This window comes from Protofrankia sp. BMG5.30 (assembly GCF_001983005.1).
GTDB lineage: Bacteria > Actinomycetota > Actinomycetes > Frankiales > Frankiaceae > Protofrankia > Protofrankia coriariae.
In genome coordinates, this window is the sequence record NZ_MOME01000056.1 from 1 (window position 1) to 22,072 (window position 22,072).

The window sequence follows — 22,072 nt, forward strand, 5'->3', positions numbered from 1 at the left end:
TCGACGCGATGGCAATCACGTTTAGTGACCGCTGGCCGTCCGCTGAGACCTACTGATCAAATCCGCCGGAAACACTGATCACGAGACACTCCCGCACGGTGCTCTTCGGATGCGCGGCGAGGAACTCGCGGGTCCACCTGTCGAAGTGCCTGGCCCGGAGCGCAACGGCGGCCTGCTCACCGCGCCGCAGCCCGGTCCTGGTGAAGTCGAAATCGATCCGTCTGACGGTTTCCAGCGCCATCGTGTCGTGCAGGATGGAGCGGGGCGACTCGGCGTCGAGCGCCCTGCCGTACAACGTCGCGAGCAGCGTGGCCTTCTCACGGGTACGGGTCACCGGCCGGCCAGAAAAAGTCGGCCGGGCCAGCCAGACCAGCCAGCGGTCCGCTGGCGATCATTCCAGCCGCCAACCGGTGGACGACGGAGCCCGGCTGCCCGCCGTCCCCGAAGCCCTGGTTCACCCGGAAGCGGAAGCACGCCGATCAGCCGCAGCGGCGCGGGATCCAGACGGTCGCCTGTTCCTGAGCCACGAACACCTCGATTTCGTATCGAAAAATGTACTTATAAGTACAAATTATTGTACAGATAGAAAACATGTTAGCGACGAGGGAGTCCCCGCCACACGACACGGCGGAGGACTCCCCCAGCCAGCCGGGCGGACAGCCGGCGGGCCATCGGGCCATCGGGCCATCGGGCCATCGGGCCATCGGACAGTTGTCGGCACGGCCATGGGCGGGAAGCCCGGTTGCACCCGATCAGTGGCGTATCAAATGTGACGGCCGCCACATCCGGACGACGATTCGCAACCCTTCACTATTGACGCCGTTACTTTCCGGATTTTCTGCCAACATGTCCAATTTCCACACGAGGTGACGGACAGCCATTCGACGCGGAGTGGATCCGACCCGGCGGCCGGGCCGGATCCACTCCCGAATACAGATGATCTTCCAGGATCCGACATCGCCTCTGGACCCCCACCGTCCTGGACCCCACCGTTCTGTCGCCGAGAAGCTGGCCGTCCACCGCTGCCCGCACGCCCGCGGCCGGTGCGCCGGCAGGGAACCAGCGCTGCGCCCGATGGCTCCCGAGCACCAGGTCGGGAGCCATCACCCCGGCTGAAGCCACCCGCCCGGTTCCCGCCGCCGGGCTTTGACGACTGTCTGATCTCAGCGTACCTGCGGTAGCGGTTTTCATGGTCGTGAGGGCTTGTGAGGCCTGGGGTATCCATTGGCCGAATGGCGACGCCACCGGTTGCAACACTCCTCGACGATGTCGAACAGGGCGGTACGGGTCTCCGTGTGGGTGGCGAAACGGATGCGATCGGGAAGCTCGCATTCCAGAGCGACGAAGAACGGCCGGCGACCGCATTGTCGTAGCGGCCCCAACCGTTCCGACGGAACGGCACACACCATGCGCCACACACAGCGCAACGAATTCCCAAAGATGCCGGCGGCCCCGGTCGGAGTGGTATACGCCCCGCACGGGGCGGGCAGCGGTGCCGCCGGGGCCATACCCGGCGCGCCGGTGACCCGGTGGCTCTTCCGCTCGGCGGTGGGGACGTAGAAGACGTCCGCGGCCCGGACCCAGCTCGGACCCGGTTCGGCGCCGGTTCGGCGCGATCACGGCCAACCAGGCCAGGCAGCGGACAAGCGCCACGGGCCCGGAGCAGGGCCGGCCCGTCGATGCCGGTGGACCCCTACGGCCCAACCCTCCTCGTCCGCCGAGTGGCCTGCTTGCAGCCGCTTGCGGCCGCAAGCGGGCCGTCCGGGGCGTGCCGTGGGCCGTCCGAGGCGTGACGCGTGTCGCGGTGATCGTCGCGGCGACGGCGCAGCCGATCCGGGTAGGCCCGCCATCCGCCGGCGGAATTCGGACGTGTGCGTCGATTGTGATCCATGTGTGATGGTTGTGATCCCGACATCCGAACTCCCTCCCGGGATAGCCACTCCAAAGCATCAGAACACGGACCAAACGGATCAAATTTGTGCACCCCATGACGAACACGCCACCCAGCCACACCACACTCAAGATCAACAGTGAATCACTTGACAAACAAAGCCCTGGGGCGTCTGCCACTAAAACTGGACACAGCATTGCCATTTCGTTCTGGCCGCTGTAAGAACCGTTGTAAGACATGAACGAAGTGCGTGTGCGCGATCCACTCCGCGGCCGGGCCACGCAGACGTTGAACCGCGCCCAATCCAGGACGGCATCGATGATTCATTATGTCATCCGCAAGAGTTCACACCCCGACGACGGCCGCCCCGGCCCGGCGCTCGGCTACGGGCGATGACCGCCGCGGTCGACGAGCTGACGGAGGCGATCCGTCGCGGTCCGAAGGGCCCGCACGTAGGTGCGTTCTTCGACTTCGACGGGACCCTCATCGAGGGCTATTCCGCGCGGGCACTCTACGCCCGGCGGTTGCGCAGCTTCGAGGTCGGGCCGGACGAGCTGCTGCGGATCGCACTGGCCGCCGTGCGCGGGCCACTGGACGAGGCAGGCTWCACCTCGCTGTTGGAGACCGGTCTGCGCGGCTGGGCCGGACGCACCGAGGAGGAACTGCTCGCCCTCGGCCGGGAGYTGTTCGCGAGCGAGATCGCCGGTTCACTGTTCCACAGCGCCTGGCGACTGGTCCGGACGCATGTCAACCAGGGCCACACCGTGGTGATTGCCACGTCGGCGACCCGTCTGCAGGTCCAGCCGATGGCTGACGAGCTGGGAGTCGAGCACGTCCTGTGCACCGAACTGGAGCAGGAGGGCGGCGTCGTCACCGGGCATGTCGCCGGCCGCGCCCTGTGGGGCGACGGGAAGCTCGCCGCGGTGACCGCGTTCGCCGCCGGGCACGGCATCGACCTCACGGTCAGCCACGCGTACGCCAACGGCGACGAGGACGTGCCCTTTCTCGGCGCGGTCGGGTATCCGCACCCGGTGAACCCGCAGCCGATGCTGGCCACCGAGGCGCGACAGCGGGAATGGCCCGCACTGGAGTTCACCCGCAGGCACAACCAGCTCGACCCGCTGCCCGCCGTACGGACCGCGGCCATGTTCGGCACCCTGTTCGCCACGGCGGGGGCCGGGATCGTCGCGGGGGTGCTCACCCGCGACCGGCGCTACGGCGTCGACCTGATGACGTCGCTGTTCGGGGATGTCGCGTCCGCGGTGGGGAACATCCGCGTCGATGTCGTCGGCGAGCACAACGCGTGGTCGCACCGTCCGGCGGTGTTCCTCATCAACCACCAGAGCACGCTGGTCGACTTCGTGGTCACCTCCCGCGTGCTGCGACGGGGGTTCACCGCGGTGGCGAAGGCGGAGGTGCGGCGGATGCCGGTGGTGGGCACCCTGTTCGGCCTGGCCGGGGTCGCGTTCGTGGACCGGGGGAACTCGACGAAGGCGATCTCGGCGCTGGAACCGGCGGTCGAGATGCTGCGCTCCGGCACGTCGGTGGTCATCGCCCCGGAGGGCACCCGGTCGTTCACCCCGCGGGTGGGCCCGTTCAAGAAGGGCGCCTTCCACCTGGCCACCGCCGCCGGGGTGCCGATCGTGCCGATCGTCATCCGCAACGCAGGAGAGATCATGTGGCGTAACGCCCGGACGGCTCGGGAGGGCCGGATCGAGGTGGCTGTCCTGCCCCCGATCCCCACCGAGGGCTGGACCCGTACCGACATCGACGCGGCGGCCACCCATGTGCATGACCTCTACGTCGACACGTTGGATCACTGGCCGGGCACCGCCAGCGCGGAGCCTGCCGAGGACATAACCGGGAGCCCGCGATGATCCACGCCATCGAGACGGCCCGCGACCTGGTCGCCCGGCCCGGCCGGGYGAGCCTCAGCGACCCACGGGCGGGCGACCCTCCCGTGGTCACCGCGCTGCTCACCAGCCCGGGGTTCCTCAGCGCGCTCGACGGCCTGGCCAAGCGGCTCGGCAAGGACGAGCAGGCCGTGCGCGCGGAGGCGGCCGGTTACCTGCGCGAGATGTCCGCGGTGCACGACCCGGTGGTCGCCGGTACGTGGGAGCGTTTCGCGCGCTGGATGGTACGTGGGTACGACATCCTCGCCGACGACAACGCGCTCGCCGAACTGCGCAGGCTGGACCGGCGCCACTCGTTGATCTTCCTCATCTCGCACCGGTCGTACCTGGACGAGTTCGCCCTGCCTCCGCTGTTAGTGCGCGCCCGCCTCGACCCCCCCTACGGCCTGGCGGGCGCCAACCTGAACTTCTTCCCGCTCGGCACGATCGCCCGCCGGATCGGTATGGTCCACGTCCGGCGAGCCACGACGGACATCCCCGTCTACCGGCTCGCCCTGCGCTCCTACGTCGGACACATGGTGGCCGCGGGGGTCAACCTGATGTGGTCGATCGAGGGTGGACGGACACGGACCGGAAAGCTGCGTCCCCCACRCCACGGCCTCMTGCGCTATGTCAGCGACGCCCTGGAGTCGTCCGAGCTGGCGGACGCGCTCATCGTGCCGGTCTCCATCCTCTACGACCAGCTGCCGTTCCACGAGGTGGCGCGGATGGCCCAGGAGGCACGCGGCACTGCCAAGCAGCCGGAGGACCTGCGCTGGCTGATCGGGTATGCGCGCGGTCTGAAGACACGGCTCGGCGGCATCCACATCGACTTCGGCACGCCGATCCCGCTGCGTGAACGGCTTCAGGCCTACCGCGCCGACGGGGTGGAGGACGGGCAGCTCGTCGAGCGGGTCGCGCTGGAGGTGTGCCACCGCATCAACCGCACCACGCCGGTGACCGCGACCGCGGCCGTCTGTGTCGCCATGCTGGGTGCCGACCGGGCGCTGACGCTCGACGAGGTCTGCGCGACGGTGGCTCCGCTCGCCCGGTACCTGAGCAGGCGGGGGTGGCCGGTTGCCGCCGCGTCCGACCTGACCGACCGTTCGACGGTGCGGCGCACGCTGCAGGACCTCGTCAACTCGGGTGTGCTGACCTGCTTCGCCGGCGGGCCGGAGACGGTGTGGGGCATGGCCGCCGACCAGCATCTGGTGGCCGCGGTGTACCGCAACAGCGCCGTGCACGTGCTGCTCGTGCGGGCCATCGCCGAGCTGGCGCTGCTCTCCATCGCCCGGCACGGCGGTGGCACGCTGCGGGGGGCCTGGGAGGAGGCGCTGGAGCTGCGGGAGCTGCTCAAGTTCGACTTCTTCTTCGCCGCGCGCGCGGAGTTCGCCGAGGAGCTGTGGAGCGAAGTAGAGATCATGGCGGGCGGGACGCGCCCGAGCGAGGTCGGCCCGGCCGACGCCGAGCGGTGGCTGCGCGACGCGGCGCCGCTGGTGGCGCATCTGGTCCTGCGGCCGTTCATCGACGCCTACCGGGTGGTCGCCGAGCAACTGGTGCTCGCCGACGACGATGCCGATCTCGACGAGGACCGGTTCTTCGCCGACTGTCTGGACCTTGGCAGGCAGTGGGCGATGCAGCGCCGGGTGGCGAGCGAGGAGTCGGTGTCCGCGGAGATGTTCCGCACCGCGCTGAAGATGGCCCGCCACCGCGGTCTGCTCGAGCCCGGCGCGGACCCGCACGAGCTGGTGGCCCGACGGCGCGCGCTCGCGGTCCAGCTCGACCGCGTCCTGCACGCCGTGCAGGAGATCGCGACGTTGGGCACGACGTCCGCGGTGGTGCCGCCCGGGCCGCAGGCATCGCTGCGGAGCGTTCCCAACGGGGTGGTGCCCGGGCCGCAGGCATCGCTGCGGAGCGTTCCCGACGGGGTCGTTTCCGACGGGGTCGGAGGCTGACGTGGGATACGTACGCCGCAGAGCGCCGCGGATCGCCGTCGTCGGCGCCGGTTCCTGGGGTACCACGGTGGCCGCGATCCTGTCCCGGAGCGCGACGACCACGATCTGGGCCCGGTCGTCCGACGTGGTGAACGACATCGAGAAGAACCGGCGCAACAGCCGCTACACCGGCGACGCCGTCCTCCCCGACGAGCTGCACGCGACGAGCTCGCTGGAAGAGGCGGTGTCCGACGCGGACACGATCGTGATGGGGGTGCCCTCGCACGGGTTCAGCTCGATCCTGGAGCAGGCCGCGCCGTACGCGCGGCCGTGGGTGCCGGTGGTCAGCCTGGTCAAGGGGCTTGAGCAGGAAACCGACCGGCGGATGACCGAGATCGTCGCCGATGTCCTGCCCGGGCACCCCGCAGGTGTGCTCGCCGGGCCGAACATCGCGAAGGAGATCCTCGACGGCTACGCGGCCGCGGCGACACTCGCGATGCCGGACGTGAACACCGCCGCTCAGCTGGCCGACCTGTTCCGCACGTCCCGCTTCCGGGTCTACTCCACCACCGATGTCATCGGGGTCGAACTGTGCGGGCCGCTGAAGAACGTCTTCGCCATCGCCGCGGGCATGGGCGACGGCGCCGGAGCCGGCCACAACACCAAGGCGATGGTGATCACCCGGGCGGTGCGGGAGATGACGCTGCTCGGCGAGGCGCTGGGCGGCGAACCCGTCACGTTCTATGGTCTGGCGGGCACCGGAGACCTCATCGTGACCTGCACGAGTCCGCTCAGCCGTAACCGGCGTGTCGGCGAGGCGCTCGGCCGGGGGCAGACGATCAGTCAGGCTATGGCTGGGATGAAACAGGTGGCCGAGGGGGTGCGCAGCGCTAGCGTCGTCATGCGGCTCGCGGACAGGGCGGGCGTCGAGCTGCCGATCGCACGCGAGGTCGACGCCGTGGTCAACCACGGCTCGACCGCCCGCGACGCCTACCGCGGTCTGCTGAAACAGGCCCCCGGCCACGAGGTGCGGGGGACAAGCTGGTGAAGCTGAAGGGTGAGTCATGGTAAATGCGAAGTGGGGAATCGCGGCGGTCACGGGCGGTGCCGTCTCCGCGGCGGTGCTACGGCGCCGGCTGTCCCAGGCGGCGGTGCGTAACCAGGAGCCACCGCAGCTCCCCGCACCCCGGTACCGCGCCGGATCAGGCTCGCCCCTGCTGTTGCTGCACGGTGTCGGCGGTACGTGGCCCGCCTGGGACCCGGTGTTGCCGCTGCTGGAGCCGCATCACGACGTCCTCGCTCCGACCCTGCTGGGCCACGGCGGCGGGGAGCCGCTCCCGCCGGGGGTCCCGGTCACGCTCGACGTGCTCGTCGACGGGGTGGAGGCCGAGCTCGACCGGGCCGGCTGGGACCGCGTGCACGTCGTCGGCAACTCCCTCGGCGGCTGGATCGCCATCGAGTTGGCCCGCCGCGGCCGCGCCCGCTCACTGGTGCTGTTCAGCCCGGCCGGGGCGTGGACCTCACAATGCCGGATCGCCGCGGTGGCACTGGGTATCCGCCTGTCCGTGGCCACGCTGGCGCGGTACTCGGCGTACGCCGACCTGATCGCGGGCAACCCGTTGCTGCGCCACCTGCTCCTGGCGACGCAGGTGGCACACCCCGAGCGGGTCGACCCGCAGGCGGTGGCCCTGACCATCCGGGCCAGCGCCCACGCCCCCGCCGTCGACCCGCTCCTGCGCACCCTGCCGCACGCCCACCTCCAGCCGCTGCCCGCCGACCATGACTACCCGATACGGGTCGTGTGGGCGCAGCCGGACCGGGTCATCCCCTTCGAGTACTTCGGCGTGCCGATGCTGGAGCGGCTGCCGGGGGCCGAGCTGATCCAGCAGCCGGGCATCGGTCACGTCCCGATGTACGACGAGCCTGCCACGGTCGCCCGGCAGATCCTCGAGATCGCCGCCTCCGTGGACCAGACGAGACCGGAAACCGCTTCCGCGGACCAGACGCGGCCGCAAGCCGAGCCCAAGGGAGCAGCCCTATGACCGACCACAGCCCCCCGGCCATCGGCGCCGCCCGCTCGAGCTGGGGCGGCCCGGCGGACATGAGCTGGTGGGAAGCCCTGATGTGGCGCGCGGAGGGCGACCTGCGCACCCGCTCCTCCGGGGTCCTGGTCGAGATCCTCGACAGGGCCCCGGAGTGGGAACGCCTGCGCGCGGCCCACGATCGGCTCACGCTGCGGGTGCCCCGCTTACGCGAGCGGGTGATCGAGCCGCTGCTGCCGCTCGTTCCTCCGGCGTGGTCGCCGGACCCGCACTTCGACCTCGACTACCACCTCCAGCGGATCCGGGTGCCCGGCGACGGCTCCAACAGCGAGCTGTTCGAGATCGCCGCCGCCGCGGCGGCCCGGCCGCTCGACCCGAACCGGCCGCCGTGGGAGGCCACGCTCGTCACCGGCCTGCGTGACGGCCGCGCCGGTTACCTCCTGAAGCTGCACCACAGCCTGACCGACGGGCTCGGACTGGTCCAGCTGCTCAACCTCACCCACGGGCGCGGCCCCGAACGGGAGGAACCCGACTCAAGCCCGCTCCCGCCACCTCGGCCGGTGGAGACACCCATCTCGCTGCTGGCCGGGCGGCTGCCGGGCGTCCTGGCCGAGGCGGCGGGCTCGGCGGCCCGGGGTGCCGTGCGGACGCTCGGGCGGGTGGTTGCCGACCCGGTCGGCACGGCCGTCGACACCGTCCGCTTCGGGGCGTCGCTGCGCCGCGTGCTGACCCCGCCCGACGTCGAGCGGTCACCCGTGTTGAACAACGACGGCACCGGCTACCGGCTGATCGCCCACGACGTGCCGCTCGAACAGCTCAAAGCGGCGGGACGGGCCGCGGGCGGCACCGTCAACGACGCGTTCCTGGCCGCGCTGCTGGGCGCGTTCCGCCGGTTCCACGAGCACCACGACGTCTTCGTCGACCAGATACCGATCGGCATGCCGGTGAGCCTGCGCACCGACAACGACCCGATGGGCGGCAACCGGTTCGCCGGGGCCCGGTTCGCCGTCCCGGTGGGCGATCCCGACCCCCGGGTACGGATCGCCGCGATCCGCGCCGCCGTGGCGACGGCCCGCACCGAGCCCGCGATCGGGTTCCTCGACCTCATCGCGCCGGTGCTCGGCCGGCTCCCCCGCGCCCTGCTGATCGAGATCGCGGGCAGTATGACCACCGTGTCGGACCTGCAGGCCTCCAACCTCGCCGGCATCGGGCGCAGCCTCTACCTGGCAGGCTCCCGCGTGCTGCGGGTCTACCCGATGGGCCCACGGCCGGGAGTGGCCGCGATGGTGACCATGCTGTCCTACGAGGGCACGTGCTGCGTGGGGATCAACGCCAACCCCGACGTGATCGACGACGAGAAGGTCTTCGCGGCCTATCTGCGCGACGGCTTCGACGAGGTGCTGGATCTTGCTCGCGGGCTGTGACGGCCCGCGCGCGGTGACGCGGCGGATGCCGCCGACCCCGTCCGGTGTCGGCGGCATCCGCCGCGTCACCGCGCGGGCACGGCCTCCCGCACAAAGGCGACGACGTCGTCGAGAACCTCGTCCGAGTTCGTCTCGTTGAAGATCTCGTGCAGGGCTCCCGGGTACACCTTCTGCCGCAGGTTCGAACCGCCGATGCGCTCGAACGCCGCGCGGGTCTCGGCGAGCGGGGCCAGCGGGTCGAGCTCGCCGTGTATCCACAGCGTGGGCAGGTCCCCGAGGCCCGGGCCGGCCGCGATCGTGGCGACGACGTCCTTGAGGGTCTGCAGTGACTCACGGTGGAACGGGCCGTGGTAGACCAGCGGGTCCGCCGCGTAGGCCGCGCCGACCGCGGGATCGCGTGAGAGCGCGGCCGGGTCGAGCGGAACGTCCGGAATCGGGTCCAGGTCGAGCAGGGCGAAGATCGCCGGGTTGCCGCCGATCACCGGGCCGGAGAGCACCAGCGCGTCCACCGGGCCGACGGCGCGCTGCACGTACCGCACCGCGACGATGCCGCCCAGCGAATGGCCGATGAGGACCACCGGCAGGCCGGGGTGTTCCGCCGTGGCGTGCTTCGCGACCGTGCCCAGGTCGGTGACGATGTCCTCGAGCAGCTCGACGTGTGCCCGCTCGCCCTCGGAACGGCCGTGCCCGATGTGGTCGGGCGCGTACACCGCGCCGCCGGCATCGCTGAGCCTGCGCGCCACGTGGTCGTAGCGGCCCGCGTGCTCGCCGTACCCGTGGGCCAGCAGCGCGACGAACGACGGCTGCTGCGCGCTCCAGCGGTGCAGCGCGAGCGCGCCGTGGCTGCCCGCGAGGGTGGTGATCGTGCCAGGGCTGGTCATGCCGTTGCCTCCTCGCGGCGCGCGAGCTCGCGCGGCCGGAACCTCTGTCTCTTGCCGATGGCTGTCTGTCTCTTGCCGGTGGCTGTCATGGGTGGCTCGTCAACCAGCTCGCGCCGCTCGGGRAGCCTGTGGCTGCCGACCCGTCCGGCCAGCATCCGCGGCGATACGTCCGAGATTTGGCAGAGCCGCACACAGGGGTGACCCGCTGGCCACCCACTGGTTGATCACAGAACGATATAACCAGAAATCCGGTTGATCAAAAAGTGATAGAACCAAAAATTCAGAAGTCGGCTGGTTCGGCGCGGATGGTCCTGGCCCTCGTGGACTCTCGTGACGTTCGCGGGACGGAGGTCCTGGCTGACGACCGGGGCAGCCGTCAGCCAGGACCATCCATCCATGGCCGCTCAGCTCACCACGACCGCACCGTCACCGCGTTCGGCCCAACGCAGTAACCCGGCCCGCCCCTGCCAACCGGCGGTATCACGACGCATCAGATCGACCTATGTGCCACGGCATGTCAGGCGGACGAACAGGCGACCTGCCGCTGGTCAGCCGGTGAGCGGGGAGAACGGGATCCCGTCCGACACGGTCCACGCGGTCAGGGCGATGGCGGCGACGGCCAGCAGCGGTATGACCACCCGTTCCTCGGCCCTGCCGCCCGTCCGGGGGATCAGGGGGATCTCCATCCGCCGGCCGACCGGCCAGAGCAGGGGGCAGCCGCGCGGGGTCAGGCAGTCCCCGGCCAGATGGGCGAGGCATCCCAGTGCCACCGCGTAACCGGCGAAGCTCATGTCGAGATCGTGCATGAGGAAGACCGCGAGCCCGGCGACCACGCAGTCGATGACGGAGGACAGGCGCCCCTGCCGTTCGAAATCCAGCCCGAGACCGCGCAGCCCGAAGCCGACGAGGACGAACAGCGCGGCCCACCAGGCGTACTCGGCGTGGACGGCCAGCGTGCTCATGAGCGCGCCCATGGCGAGCGCGAACAGGATCGAGTGGGTGGCGTGCCGGTGGCCGCCGCTGGCCCGGCCGATCAGCTTGCACATCGTGTGGGTGACCGGCCCGAAGGTGTTGGCGATCCGGCCGCTGGGATGGTCGATGTCGGGCAGCAGCGCCGCGCCCGCGGACACCACCGCGCCGGCGGCCAGCTGGGCGGTGGACAGGGACCCGGTGTGTAAGCCCAGCAACCGCTGCGAGCCCAACCACTCCCCCCGGGACAGCGCGGGCGCGGCCGCCAACCAGACCACCGCCCCGCTCAGCACGTGCGTCCGCCCCATCATGAAACGTCAACCTCAGTGATCGGCACCGACGGACTATAAACCGTCCCCTCTCCGATCTTCACAACCCCCGGGCGGAACCGCGTTGCGGGCGGCTGCGCGGCGCCTCGCAGCGGCTCTGCTCCGTCATCTCACCTGCCCTTGACGGGATCGGCTTCATCGGTACAGTATTCGGGTAACTAACCGATGAACCAACTAGCCAATGAACCGTCCCACTGTCGAGAGCTGGAGGGTCGATGTGCTCGATGACGGAGCACCGCTGTTCACCCAGATCGCCGAACGGCTGGCCGACCAGATCGCCGATGGCGCCCTCGCGGAGGGCGAACGGGTGCCGTCGACCAACGAACTGGCCGCCTACCACCGGATCAATCCCGCCACCGCGGCCAAGGGCATCAACGTGCTGACCGACGACGGGCTGTTGGAGAAGCGCCGAGGGATCGGCATGTTCGTGGCGGCCGGCGCCCGTGAGCGGCTGCTCGCGGAACGCCGCAAGCGGTTCGCCGAACGCTACGTGCAGCCGCTGGTCGCCGAAGCGCACCGGCTCGAGTTCGACGCCGACGAACCGGTGACGCTGATCCGGGAAGCCAGCCACACCGAGGAAGGGATCAGACCATGACCGCGACGATCTCGGTGGCCGGTCTGACCCGCCGCTACCGCAACCACCTCGCCCTCGACGACGTCACGCTCACCGTCGAAGGGCCGTCCATCACCGGGCTGCTGGGCCTGCAACGGCGCTGACAAGACCACCCTGCTGCGCATCGTCGCCGCCCAGGCGTTCCCCTCGGCCGGGCAGGTTCTGGTGCTCGGTGCCAGCCCGATCGAGAATGACGCGGTTCATCCACACCGGCGGGCTGGTCACGATCTACGTCTGGGTGTTCATCGGCGGGCTGTTCAGCACCTACCGGTCGTTGCCGTTCGGGCTCGCCCTGGGGGCCAGCGGCGCTCCTACTATCTTGGCACCGCCGGTCTGGCTGTCGTCCTTGCCGCCGTCTACGGGCTCGCCCTCGCCGGTCTGCAGGCCATCGAGCGGGCCACCGGCGGAGGGGGCAGGAACATGCACTTCTTCCGGGTGGACTGCATCCTCGAGGGAGCGTGGTACCTCACCTGGCTGACCTCGTTCGTGGGCCTGGCGCTGCTGTTCGTCTACGGCATGTGGTTCGGCATCGTCTACCGCCGTTGGAACGTCATCGGCATGGCCGTCTTCATCGCCGGCCAGGTCATCGTTCTCCTTGCCGCCACGCTCCTCACCACCCGGGCCGACGCCTGGGCGAGCATCGGCGACTTCTTCACCGGCTCTCAGCGCCACCGGGCTGACCGGCGTTCTCGCGGCCCTCGCGGTCGCGCTGTTCGCCGGAGGGTTCACCACGATGCGCCGGGTAACCGTCTGACCAGCCGGTTCAACAACACCCACGCCCGGTCCGCCGCGGCCACAAAGCGGGACTTTCACCGCTGATCGCGGGTGGCCGGAGATGGCGACATCCCACCGCCGGGACAGGGGGACACCAGACGACGGGGGTGCGCGAGAGCCGCAGGAAGTGATCGGCACCGAATGCTGAACGCAAAGCCCGCCGTCAGGGACATCACGACACCAAGTACGCGATTCCGCCAGTTCAGCCTCGGCGGCGAGGCCGTTATTGTTTGATGACTATTGGTTCAGGGTATCCTCACAACAGGGTCCGGTTTTTCTTTTCGCCCCTGCCAGGAACAGGCGACCCGTCCGGTAGTTTTTGCCGGCACGGCGAGAAGGAACACCACGGTCTCATTGCCATGAAAAGAGGTGATGGGTATGAGAAGAGTAACCATGTTGATCCTCGCCGTGTTCCAGGTTTTGGTGAGCTTGTTCGTTGGCACGGGGGCCGAGTCGGTCACGAAGGCTCCAACCTGTCACCCCGGCACCTGAACATGCCCACCACACCCGGTGGCCGCCGGYGCGACGGGAAAAACAGCAGTCCGAACGACTGAGAACAGTCAGTATTTTCCGTGGGTCTGTCCCTGTTGCCCGCAGGCGGCTGCTGGGAGGCCGTCGGGACTGGGCGTTCTCCACGCGGGGCCCRCTCGGGCGTCCGTCGTCCCCATGCGCGACACGAAATGTCCTGATAAGTCCTGCTTCCCGGTGAAACCCGGTCCGATCGGTGCGCTTTCCGCGGCCTTCGGGCACTGACCTGTCGCCCCTGACCGGACGGCCAYGGCCCGCGCCAGCCACATTCAGTCGCCGCCCGACAGCAGTAGTAGCACAACCGGTCGAACCGTGGGCGGAGACCACTCGGCTTCGTCCACGATACAGCCTCCCACGGCTCCTGTGCGCTGAAGGAGAATCTGCTGATGCCTGTTCTGTGTGAACCGGCTGTCGCGGTTCCAGAAAATATCCTGACCATGGGTGAGACTCTTGAACTGGCTCAGCGTCTGCACAGAGATCACCCCGCTCTCCCCCTCGCCCTGCGCCTCATAAGTAACACCGGCGTCGTCAAACGCCACATTGTTCGTCCGATTGACGAGACACTGAAGCATCCAGGTTTTGAGACCAGAAACCACATCTATGCGGAAGAGGCCCGGGCGCGGGTTCCGGACGTCGTGCACCGCGCGCTTCGAAATGCGGAGATGTCGCCTGTCGATATCGACATGATAGTGTACCTGTCCTGTACCGGGTTCATGATGCCGTCACTGACGGCCTGGCTCATCAACAAGCTCGGATTCAGACCGGAGACACGCCAGCTCCCCATTGCCCAGCTGGGCTGTGCGGCTGGCGGAGCAGGGATAAACCGCGCATTTGACTTCTGCACCGCCCATCCCGGGTCAAACGCTCTGATCGTGGCCTGCGAGTTCTGCTCGCTCTGCTACCAGCCCACCGATGTCGAGATCGGCAACCTGCTGTCGAACGGCCTGTTCGGTGACGCCGTGGCGGCTGCTGTGGTGCGCGCCTCCGGAGGGACGGGCATGCGCCTKGAAAGGACCGGTTCCTACCTGATACCGAACACCGAGCAATGGATTTCCTACGCTGTGAAGGCCACCGGCTTTCATTTCCAGCTCGACCGACGCGTCCCGAAGACCATGGAACCGCTGGCGCCGGTCCTGCGAGACCTGGCAGAAGAGAACGGCTGGAACGCGTCACTGCTGGACTTCTACGTGGTCCACGCTGGYGGGCCCCGGATTCTGGACGACCTGAGCCGTTTTCTCGATGTTGCACCCAACGAGTTTCGCCACAGCAGGGCGACGCTCACCGAGTACGGGAACATCGCGAGCGCCGTCGTACTCGACGCCCTTCGGCGAATCTTCACCGAAGGCACGGTTCCGAACGGTGGATGCGGTATTCTGGCGGGTTTCGGCCCCGGGATCACGGCTGAGATGTCGGTCGGGCGCTGGCAGACAGACCCCCTTACAGTAAAGAGAGCGGACCGGGTCGGAGAGCGGGCCTGAGTTTGGACCGGCCGCTCCGATCCGGACCGGACGCCACCGCGGGCTTTTCATCGACTGTCTCGCGTTCCCCGGGCAGCATGGTCGACGCCGGACATGTCGATCACAGTTTCCTACTGAAAGGTGGTTGTGGGATGTCCGTCTCGAACTCCGCGCCGACGTGTCCGTTCCGGCACGACGACGCCCTGGAACCGGACCCCTTCATGACCCGAATGCGGGCCGAGGCCCCCGTCACCCGCGTCCGGATGCCCTACGGGGAAGGCGACTGCTGGCTGGTCACCCGCGATGCGGACGTGCGGACAGTCACCGCGGACCGGCGTTTCAGCCGGGCCGCGCTGATCGGGCGGGACTTCCCACGGATCACGCCTGCCCCCATCGCGCAGTCCGAATCGATCAATCTCATGGATCCGCCCGCGCTGAACAGAGTGCGTGCTCTGATTCTCAAGGCGTTCACCACGCGCCAAGTCGAGAAACTGCGGCCCTGGACCCAGCGGAGCACGGACGAACTGCTGACCAGAATGGCCAGGAACGGCGCGCCGGCCGATCTCGCCGATCATCTGGCGGGCCGGCTGCCGCTCATGACGATCTGCGCGCTGATGGACATCCCCGAAGCGGACCGGCCCCAACTTCGCCGGTGTGCCTCGGCCATGATGTCCATGAGCGCCGTCGACCAGACTTCGGCGGTGAAAGCAAAGGCGGAACTGCGGGCCTACTTCGCCGAGCTGACCGCAAAACGCCGCCGTGTCCCCGGCGACGACCTGGTCAGCGCGCTCGCCACCGCACAGATCGGTGGCGAGATGCTCAACGAGGAGGAACTGGCCGTGCTGGCCATGCTCCTGTTGGTCACCGGTCACGACACCACCACGTACAACATCAGCAACATCGTCTACACGCTGCTGACGCACCCCGTACAGCTTGGCCAGCTGCGTGCCCATCCCGAAATACTGCCGCAGGCCATCGAGGAGTTGCTCCGGTACATCCCGTTCCGTCAGGGCGTCGGCATTCCGCGGGTGGCCCTGGATGACGTCGACTTCGACGGTGTCACCGTCAGGGCCGGTGACACCGTGCACGTGTCGTATCTGACCGCCAACCGCGACGAACTGGTCTACGACCGCGCCGACGAACTCGACTTCGGACGGAAGGATCCCGTCCCGCACATGACCTTCGGATACGGCAGCCACCACTGCCTCGGATCCCATCTGGCGCGCATGACGCTCCAGGTCTCCATTGGCACACTGCTCACCCGTTTCCCCGGACTGCGACTGGCTGTACCCGCGCAGGACGTGCGGTGGAACAGGGTGTCCATCTGGCGTTACCCGCTCGCGCTGCCGGTCGCCTGGTAAAGCCAGCCCGGGAGCCCCTGCGACGCCATACGGTGCGCTCACCATCGGCCTGCTGTCCGCGCGCGGGGACAGGCGCGGCCGGTCCTCTTCAGCTGGCTGTGCCAGGACGAGACCGTTCCCGGTGAATCCGGGCTGGAACGCTTCGCCGGAGCCTCGTCCGACGTCAGGCGCTGGAGCCGCTGGTCAGGGTGGGGTCCATGTGCGCTACCAGGTAGAGGATGTCGGCTGGATCGCCGCTGGTGAGCACACTGTGGACCTCGCGGTACGCCTGACGGTACTCGTTGAGGACGATCGCCACACTGGCGGTCTCCACCGGTTCCCCGAGTTCGATCGCCGCATTGGCGAGATGGCGAGCGCCACGGGTGGCCCGCTGCGCGGTGAGCATTCGTGAGGCGATTGCGTCAAGCCGGTTTGGATCWTTCATAGCGATCTTTGCTTCCTGTGTGGGTAGGCCCACCCGTCGTCAGTGCTCTGCCCCTGACAGCGATCGCAGACCGTTCGGACCGCCCAGGCAGCCAGTGCCCCTGATCACCAACGGCAGTGATCGGCTGGGTCTGCTCCCCCGGGCAGGTCCTGGCCCGCGATCAGCAGAGCCGGTGGGGGGCGAGGTTGTCGTCGATGGGGAGCAGGCCGGTGACCGTCGCGGTCACCTCCGTCGACTGGAGGGCGACGATGCCTCGCAGGACGTTGACGAAGGCCGTGTCAGCCGCATCGCGACCGGTTGCGATGCGGACCATGCCCTCCCGGGGGGCTCGGCAGGTGGCGTCGTAGGTCCACCACGCGCCGTCGAACCATGCCTCGAAGACGGCGTGGAAATCCATCGGAGTCAGGCCGGGTGCGTACACAGCGACGAAGCGCGCCGGTATCTGGAGAGCCCTRCACAAGGTGATCCCGAGATGGGCGAAATCGCGGCATACTCCCTGCCCGGTGAGCAGCGCGTCATCGGCGGAGCTGTGGACGTTGGTGGAACCCGGAACATAACCCACCCGGCTGTGAATCCACTGTGTGATCGCCTCCACCTGGGGCCGTCCGGGTGGCAGGCCGCCGAACTCGGCGACCGCGAACCCGACATCGTGGTCCGACGGGCAGTAGCGGCTCGCCCGCAGGTAGGTCAACTGCTCCAGGCCAGGCAGGCCAGGCAGGCCACCGCGGATGGCTGCGGCCGGTTGTCCGGCGGTGGCAGGTGGAGCGGCGAGTTCAGCCCGGTAGGACACGGACAGGATTCCCGGGGGTGTGCGCAGAAGATGCAGTCGACCACCGTGCGGTGTGGCCAGCTCGATCGCGGCCGGGAGCACCCTCCTGTCAATCGTCACGTCGAGCCGCTCGGCACGGACCACCCGACCGTTGGCCGCGGCGATGTGGAGGGCGACGTCCGCAGGTTCCCCGACATCGAAGGTGAGGTCGCAACTGACCACTCGCTCGATCGCCCCGCCGGGATACACGGACGGTCGGTTACTTGCTGACTGCACGTCGGTCACGTAAGGGACGCCACCCCGGCAGTGCACAGGATCTCGTCCGTCGAACCGGCTGGCGAGCCGGTGCCGGCCAACCGGARCATCTCGCGCGCATGCTCGGATGCGGTGTCGGGCGGAATCACCAGCAGGCGGATCCAGGGCCGGGTGCCCGGCACGGATGGGGTGAAGGACAGCCGGTCGGGAGCCCCGCCATCATCGTCGAACCGGTCGAGATCGACGCGGTCGAGAACAGAAAAAGTCTGGTGCGCCGTCACGACGGCCACCTCACCCCGACGGTACCCCGCCGGATGACAACGACCGACAACCACATCGACACCATGTCAATATTCACAAAATCATCAGCCTGCTGACAGGTTATCATATGCGAGACACCCAGGGGGATCACATTGACGAGCGCGTCGATTCCCAGGGATCGACGTGTGCGCAGCGCATCCCACAGATATTTTCGTGGATCAGGCCGCATACAGGGTTTCCCTGGTCCACATCACCTGGTCACGGAAGTACGGATTATGGGACAGCCGTAACGCTGACGACGTACAGGCGACCGATCTCAACAGTCRCCCTCGCAGGACGCCCGGCTGGAGAACCCCGGCCGAGGCCGCTGGGCGATCGCACACTCTCTTTTCAAACGGGGCCGGGTCAGTGCGACGGGCCGAGCAGCGCGCGTATGAACGCGATGCCGAACTGGGATCGGTTGGTCTGCCAGACGTGGCAGTACTCGTACGGCCAGGCGTAGACCGGGCACTGCCCGTTGCAGAGTGTGGACACCCGCGGCTCGTCGAGATCGGCGGCGGCGTAGCGGTACAGCAGCTCGATGCGGGTGGAAATAATACCGTAGTCGAAAATGCGGGCAAGGCGGTTCTCCTGGGCGAGTACCGTCTCGATCGTCAGGTCCTCCAAGGGGTACCTGTCGGGGAGGACGTTCTGGAGGGACAGAAAGAGGTCGGCCGCCCGGCGGCGCGGATCGCCCAGGAGGGCGCCGAGCACGGCGAGYCTGCCGAGTGCCAGTTTGGGGCGCCTGAGCAGGCTGTGCGCGTAGAGGACGCGCAGTAGCGCGACGTCCATGAAGAACCGTTCGAGCGGCGTCTCGAGCGCGACGAGCCCGCGGTTGTTCAGGTAGCCGGCCACGATGCTGGCGTTGTGCGCGCGGTACCAGGCTTCCGGAGCGGGGCGCCACAGAAACGCCAGCCAGTGCCGCACCGCGGTCGTGCTGGGCTCGCCGGACGCGCCCTTGGACAGCAGGTCTGCCTCGACCGTGTCGCGGAGCAGGGACTCGTTCACGGCCCGCCACCACGGGCTGCCGGGCGTCGCGGCGCTGGCGGATGCCAGCAGTCCGCGCTGGATCTGCCAACGCATGAAAGCTATTTCGGCACGCCGATAGGGTCGGATGCTCCGGGTCGCGACACGCCGGTCGTAGAACTGCGCGGCGAGCCGGAGACGCCGCGCCGGGTCGTCACGGGCGACGGCAACCAGTTCCTCCGCGCGGTGCGCGGCACCCGCCGACACCCCTCGGCTGGACACCTCACGAGCATATCGAACGCGGCAGTGTGTACCCGGCATGTACCGGCCGAGTGAGGAGGGCGCAGAGGAAGACACAGCGGAAGACACAGAAGACACAAAGGAATCGGCACCGGTCGGGGAGCCGGYGCACGCGACAGGCACGGTTCCGTCAGAGGCGGCCCAGCCGTACGGGGTCCCCGATTCGTAGGACTCCCCCGCTGACAATCATCGCGCGAAGGCCGCCGCGGTGGAGGAGTCCGCGCAGCACACCCGGTCGGGTGAGCCGTTCCAGGCGAGCGCACGGCTCGCTGAGAGCCGTGCCGCGCACACGGACGTCGGCGCCAACGGTGAGTTCCTGGCCCACCAGCTGGTCGAGGGGAACACCGCGGCAGACCACGTTGCGGCGGGCTTCTCCCGAGGCGAGAAAGACACCGTGGTCGTGCTTCAGGGCCGTGAGGGCATCGACGTCGATGAAGGAGATCTCGCAGACGCCGGAGGAGCGGCCGATGACGTGCCGGGACGGCCCGCCGGCAGCTCCGTCGTGAAAGTAGCGGAAATAGCGGTCCCCCATCAGGCCGCGGCCGGCCACCGCGAGCACCTCGCCGACCTCTGTCATGGGCGCGCCATGGGCGGGCGCGACGTGAAGCGAGACCACGCTACCTTCCCACATTCAGTGGCACCTTCCCACGTTCAGTGGCGCCTGCTCGTGTTCACCAGCTCCGTTCCCCGCCGAAGAAGTTCTCCTCGATGGTGTCGAGCGTGCGGAACTGGTCGACGCTCAGTTCGGTGACGGGTAGTTCGCGGCCCACGACGTCCTCCAGCAGCAGGATGAACTCCATGAAGCCGAGCGAGTCGACAAGGCGGTTCTCGATGAGATCGAGATCGGGAGGGATCTCGTCGAACTCCGGGTTGCGCTCACGCAACCAGTCGACGATCGGCTTGAGTGTGTCATGCATGGGCTGTCATTCCCCGCGCGTCACGGACGGCAAGGGCGTATTCGGTACGGAAGCGGGCCAGCAGGGCAGCTACCGGTTCGACGGCCGTGACCCGCTCGCAGGAGCGGCCGCAGTACATGGCCATGTCCTCGACCTGGCCCTCGACGCGCACCGACGGCGCGGTCGCGCTGTACCGGGGGACGGGCAGGCGCCCGCCGTCCGCCGTCGTGACGGTCGCGACGAATCGGGCGGGAAGCCGTTGTTCGGAGTCGGTCAGGGCATTGCGCAGCACCCGGTGGGGCCGGTGCGGCCATCCGATGTCATAGCGCGTCGTCACCACGGTKTCCGTGGCCGCGGCCGCGACGATCCGGCGTCTGAAGAGCGGATGGGCCTCCGATTCATGGGTGGCCACGAAGACGGTGCCGGCCATGGCACCGTCCGCGCCCTCCTCGATGGCACGGGCGAGGTCGGCCCCGGTCGCCACTGCGCCGGCCACGGCGAGGACGGCGTCCGCGTGGCGTTTCCGTACCGCGCGCAGCAGGGGCAGGGCGGGCAGGTCACCGAGCAGGTGACCGCCCGCTTCGCTGCCCTGTAGGACGACGATGGTGGCGCCGCGTTCCAGCGCCCGCTCGGCGGTGGCCTCGGTGCCGACCTGAACCACCGTCGGGTGCCCCGCTCCGGCGGACGCGGTCAGCAGGTCCGGGTCGGGGAGCCCGTAGAAGGTCACGAAGGCGTGCCCGGGCAGGCTGTCCAGTGCGGCGTCGAGCTGGGCGCGGGCGGTGGCCGGGCCCGCCACCTCCGGGATGAGGTTGACGCCGAACGGACGTGTGGTCGTCCGGGCGGTGGCGGTGACAAGACGGCTCACCTGGGCTGGCGGTTCCCTGTAGAGGGCGAGTACGCCGCCGGCGCCCGCGCGGGACACCGCGGCGCACAGCCTGGGTCCCGCGATGCCACCCATCCCGGCCTGGAGCAGAGGCAGGGTGAGCCCGAGGGCCCGTCCCAGCCGGCCGGGGAGCACGGGCAGGCTCGGCGCGGTCACTGGACGGCTCCCGCCTTCAGGACCGCGTCTCGGGCCGCGACGAGGTCCCCGTCGAAGCGTTCGTCCAGGACGTGCAGCCAGCGTTCCAGGCCGAAGGCGACGCACCCGGTGAACGCGGGCCGTCCCGCGTACTGGATGGCGCAGCGTTCCCCGAAGAAGTTCCGGTGGTGGTTGAACGAGGCCACCGCCGTGCCGTCCCGGCTTGCATACTCCTCCTTGACCGGCGCGAGGAGTTGCATCACCGCACGCGATCCGTCCTTCTGGAAGAAGGGATCGGTCGCGGGGACGCGGCGCAGCTCGATCCCGAGGCGCGCGGCGAAGGCGGCGATCTCCTGGTGGTGGTTGTCGAGGTGCGCCTGGACCGCCTCGCGGGARCCGAGACAGACGATCTCCCGCATGGTGAAGCCCCACAGGCGGCGCAGGCCGTCGTAGTGCTCCTCGTTGCGGAAACAGCGGGACGCCATGGTCACCAGGGTCGCCGGTCCGGCGAGCTCGGTGCCGGTGAAGTGCAGGAACCCCGCGTAGCAGGTGGCCGACGGCAGCAGGTAGGTGGCATCGCTGAGATCCTGGGCGGGGATCGGGACGACCGCCTTCCCCGCACCGTAGTGGTCGAGGCGGTCCGGTCTGATGCCGCTGACGACGCTGCCGAGATGCGGGAAGTTGTGGAAGTAGTCCAGTTCTCTGAGGGCCGCGGCCGGCAGCAACGGCGGGAGCGTCATCGGCTCGGCACCGCGGGCGGTGCCCCAGCCCGCGAAGACGTCGTCGAGGGTGCGCAGCAGCGAGGTCGCCGCCCCGCCCAGACAGGCCAGACCGTCGCACGCGGACCAGGCCGCGGGAGAGCCGGCGGGCACAGTGGTGTGCTCGGTACGGGACCCGCCGGTGTGGGACCCGCCGGTGTGGGACCCGCCGGTGTGGGACTCGGTGCGGGACATCGTCCTCCCTAGGGCCTGTCTGGTGGATGGCGGGAAGGATGCCGGGCGCGTGGCGCGCCGACGGTGGTGGCCGGCGGCCCGGCGGTGGTGGTCTGC

General features: G+C 69.0%; 20 protein-coding genes and 1 pseudogene. 9 read left to right on the forward strand and 12 right to left on the reverse strand.

The window, feature by feature from the left end; genetic code table 11:
• Window positions 1-49: 49 nt before the first annotated feature.
• Window positions 50-334, reverse strand: coding sequence for a hypothetical protein (locus BL254_RS22445; protein ID WP_175648448.1), 285 nt, complete (start codon window positions 332-334; stop codon window positions 50-52).
• A gap of 1,949 nt (window positions 335-2,283) precedes the next feature.
• Between BL254_RS22445 and BL254_RS22450 the strand changes: the two genes are divergently transcribed.
• Genes BL254_RS22450 through BL254_RS22470 form a run of 5 tightly spaced genes read left to right on the forward strand, consistent with a single transcriptional unit; the run spans window position 2,284 to window position 9,183 of the window.
• Window positions 2,284-3,768, forward strand: a complete 1,485-nt coding sequence (locus BL254_RS22450; RefSeq protein ID WP_076845016.1) for an HAD-IB family hydrolase — start codon at window positions 2,284-2,286, stop codon at window positions 3,766-3,768.
• Complete coding sequence (locus BL254_RS22455) at window positions 3,765-5,738, forward strand: lysophospholipid acyltransferase (protein WP_076845019.1); 1,974 nt, start codon at window positions 3,765-3,767, stop codon at window positions 5,736-5,738. Before BL254_RS22450 ends, BL254_RS22455 begins: the two co-directional genes overlap by 4 nt.
• 1 nt (window position 5,739) lies before the next feature.
• Window positions 5,740-6,765, forward strand: a complete 1,026-nt coding sequence (locus BL254_RS22460; protein ID WP_047225160.1) for an NAD(P)H-dependent glycerol-3-phosphate dehydrogenase — start codon at window positions 5,740-5,742, stop codon at window positions 6,763-6,765.
• Window positions 6,766-6,781: 16 nt separating this feature from the next.
• A complete protein-coding gene (locus BL254_RS22465) occupies window positions 6,782-7,759 on the forward strand; it encodes an alpha/beta fold hydrolase (RefSeq protein WP_076845021.1) in 978 nt (325 codons plus the stop codon).
• On the forward strand, window positions 7,756-9,183 hold the full coding sequence (locus tag BL254_RS22470; protein ID WP_047225161.1) for a wax ester/triacylglycerol synthase domain-containing protein: 1,428 nt from the start codon (window positions 7,756-7,758) through the stop codon (window positions 9,181-9,183). Before BL254_RS22465 ends, BL254_RS22470 begins: the two co-directional genes overlap by 4 nt.
• A 65-nt stretch (window positions 9,184-9,248) precedes the next feature.
• Here BL254_RS22470 and BL254_RS22475 read toward each other — a convergent pair whose 3' ends face one another.
• Window positions 9,249-10,064, reverse strand: coding sequence for an alpha/beta hydrolase (locus BL254_RS22475; RefSeq protein ID WP_047225162.1), 816 nt, complete (start codon window positions 10,062-10,064; stop codon window positions 9,249-9,251).
• 548 nt (window positions 10,065-10,612) lie between these two features.
• Window positions 10,613-11,344, reverse strand: coding sequence for a metal-dependent hydrolase (locus BL254_RS22485; protein ID WP_013873871.1), 732 nt, complete (start codon window positions 11,342-11,344; stop codon window positions 10,613-10,615).
• A gap of 235 nt (window positions 11,345-11,579) precedes the next feature.
• Here BL254_RS22485 and BL254_RS22490 point away from each other — a divergent pair, with 235 nt between their 5' ends.
• Together BL254_RS22490 and BL254_RS22495 are read left to right on the forward strand one after the other, a co-directional pair.
• Entirely contained in the window at window positions 11,580-11,957 is a 378-nt protein-coding gene (locus BL254_RS22490) for a GntR family transcriptional regulator (RefSeq protein ID WP_047225175.1), read from the forward strand.
• Window positions 11,954-12,176: pseudogene (locus BL254_RS22495) on the forward strand (ATP-binding cassette domain-containing protein); the annotation flags it as partial. The gene BL254_RS22490 and the pseudogene BL254_RS22495, both read left to right, overlap by 4 nt.
• 818 nt (window positions 12,177-12,994) lie before the next feature.
• On the opposite strand, the gene BL254_RS26550 reads toward BL254_RS22495, so the two are convergent.
• Window positions 12,995-13,210 (reverse strand): hypothetical protein, encoded by a 216-nt coding sequence (locus tag BL254_RS26550; protein WP_139342455.1) that lies wholly within the window; start codon window positions 13,208-13,210, stop codon window positions 12,995-12,997.
• A 453-nt stretch (window positions 13,211-13,663) separates the two neighbouring features.
• Here BL254_RS26550 and BL254_RS22505 point away from each other — a divergent pair, with 453 nt between their 5' ends.
• Together BL254_RS22505 and BL254_RS22510 are read left to right on the forward strand one after the other, a co-directional pair.
• Complete coding sequence (locus tag BL254_RS22505) at window positions 13,664-14,755, forward strand: type III polyketide synthase (protein WP_047225165.1); 1,092 nt, start codon at window positions 13,664-13,666, stop codon at window positions 14,753-14,755.
• A 131-nt stretch (window positions 14,756-14,886) separates the two neighbouring features.
• Window positions 14,887-16,095, forward strand: a complete 1,209-nt coding sequence (locus BL254_RS22510) for a cytochrome P450 (RefSeq protein WP_047225166.1) — start codon at window positions 14,887-14,889, stop codon at window positions 16,093-16,095.
• A gap of 163 nt (window positions 16,096-16,258) precedes the next feature.
• Here the strand turns inward: BL254_RS22510 and BL254_RS22515 are convergent, their stop codons facing one another.
• The 8 genes from BL254_RS22515 to BL254_RS22550 form a co-directional block, all read right to left on the reverse strand.
• Window positions 16,259-16,519 carry a hypothetical protein gene (locus BL254_RS22515; protein ID WP_139342456.1) on the reverse strand — a complete coding sequence of 87 codons (261 nt, stop codon included), beginning with the start codon at window positions 16,517-16,519 and terminating at the stop codon, window positions 16,259-16,261.
• A gap of 160 nt (window positions 16,520-16,679) precedes the next feature.
• Complete coding sequence (locus BL254_RS22520) at window positions 16,680-17,573, reverse strand: transglutaminase family protein (protein WP_254858427.1); 894 nt, start codon at window positions 17,571-17,573, stop codon at window positions 16,680-16,682.
• Window positions 17,570-17,824, reverse strand: a complete 255-nt coding sequence (locus BL254_RS22525) for a hypothetical protein (protein WP_139342457.1) — start codon at window positions 17,822-17,824, stop codon at window positions 17,570-17,572. Before BL254_RS22525 ends, BL254_RS22520 begins: the two co-directional genes overlap by 4 nt.
• A 385-nt stretch (window positions 17,825-18,209) precedes the next feature.
• Complete coding sequence (locus BL254_RS22530; protein WP_254858429.1) at window positions 18,210-19,076, reverse strand: hypothetical protein; 867 nt, start codon at window positions 19,074-19,076, stop codon at window positions 18,210-18,212.
• A 163-nt stretch (window positions 19,077-19,239) separates the two neighbouring features.
• Window positions 19,240-19,725 carry an MOSC domain-containing protein gene (locus tag BL254_RS22535; protein ID WP_052914981.1) on the reverse strand — a complete coding sequence of 162 codons (486 nt, stop codon included), beginning with the start codon at window positions 19,723-19,725 and terminating at the stop codon, window positions 19,240-19,242.
• Window positions 19,726-19,780: 55 nt separating this feature from the next.
• Complete coding sequence (locus BL254_RS22540; RefSeq protein ID WP_047225168.1) at window positions 19,781-20,026, reverse strand: acyl carrier protein; 246 nt, start codon at window positions 20,024-20,026, stop codon at window positions 19,781-19,783.
• Entirely contained in the window at window positions 20,019-21,044 is a 1,026-nt protein-coding gene (locus BL254_RS22545) for a nitronate monooxygenase family protein (protein WP_076845030.1), read from the reverse strand. The genes BL254_RS22540 and BL254_RS22545 overlap by 8 nt, the downstream gene beginning before the upstream one ends.
• On the reverse strand, window positions 21,041-21,976 hold the full coding sequence (locus tag BL254_RS22550; protein WP_200902578.1) for a hypothetical protein: 936 nt from the start codon (window positions 21,974-21,976) through the stop codon (window positions 21,041-21,043). The genes BL254_RS22545 and BL254_RS22550 overlap by 4 nt, the downstream gene beginning before the upstream one ends.
• Window positions 21,977-22,072: the final 96 nt, after the last annotated feature.

Excerpts from the sequence above, each read along its gene's own strand:
- BL254_RS22475 (WP_047225162.1), bottom strand. The coding sequence starts at position 10,064 with ATGACCAGCCCTGGCACGATCACCACCCTCGCGGGCAGCCACGGCGCG.
- BL254_RS22470 (WP_047225161.1), top strand. The coding sequence starts at position 7,756 with ATGACCGACCACAGCCCCCCGGCCATCGGCGCCGCCCGCTCGAGCTGG.
- BL254_RS22540 (WP_047225168.1), bottom strand. The coding sequence starts at position 20,026 with ATGCATGACACACTCAAGCCGATCGTCGACTGGTTGCGTGAGCGCAAC.
- BL254_RS22510 (WP_047225166.1), top strand. The coding sequence starts at position 14,887 with ATGTCCGTCTCGAACTCCGCGCCGACGTGTCCGTTCCGGCACGACGAC.
- BL254_RS22485 (WP_013873871.1), bottom strand. The coding sequence starts at position 11,344 with ATGATGGGGCGGACGCACGTGCTGAGCGGGGCGGTGGTCTGGTTGGCG.
- BL254_RS22465 (WP_076845021.1), top strand. The coding sequence starts at position 6,782 with ATGGTAAATGCGAAGTGGGGAATCGCGGCGGTCACGGGCGGTGCCGTC.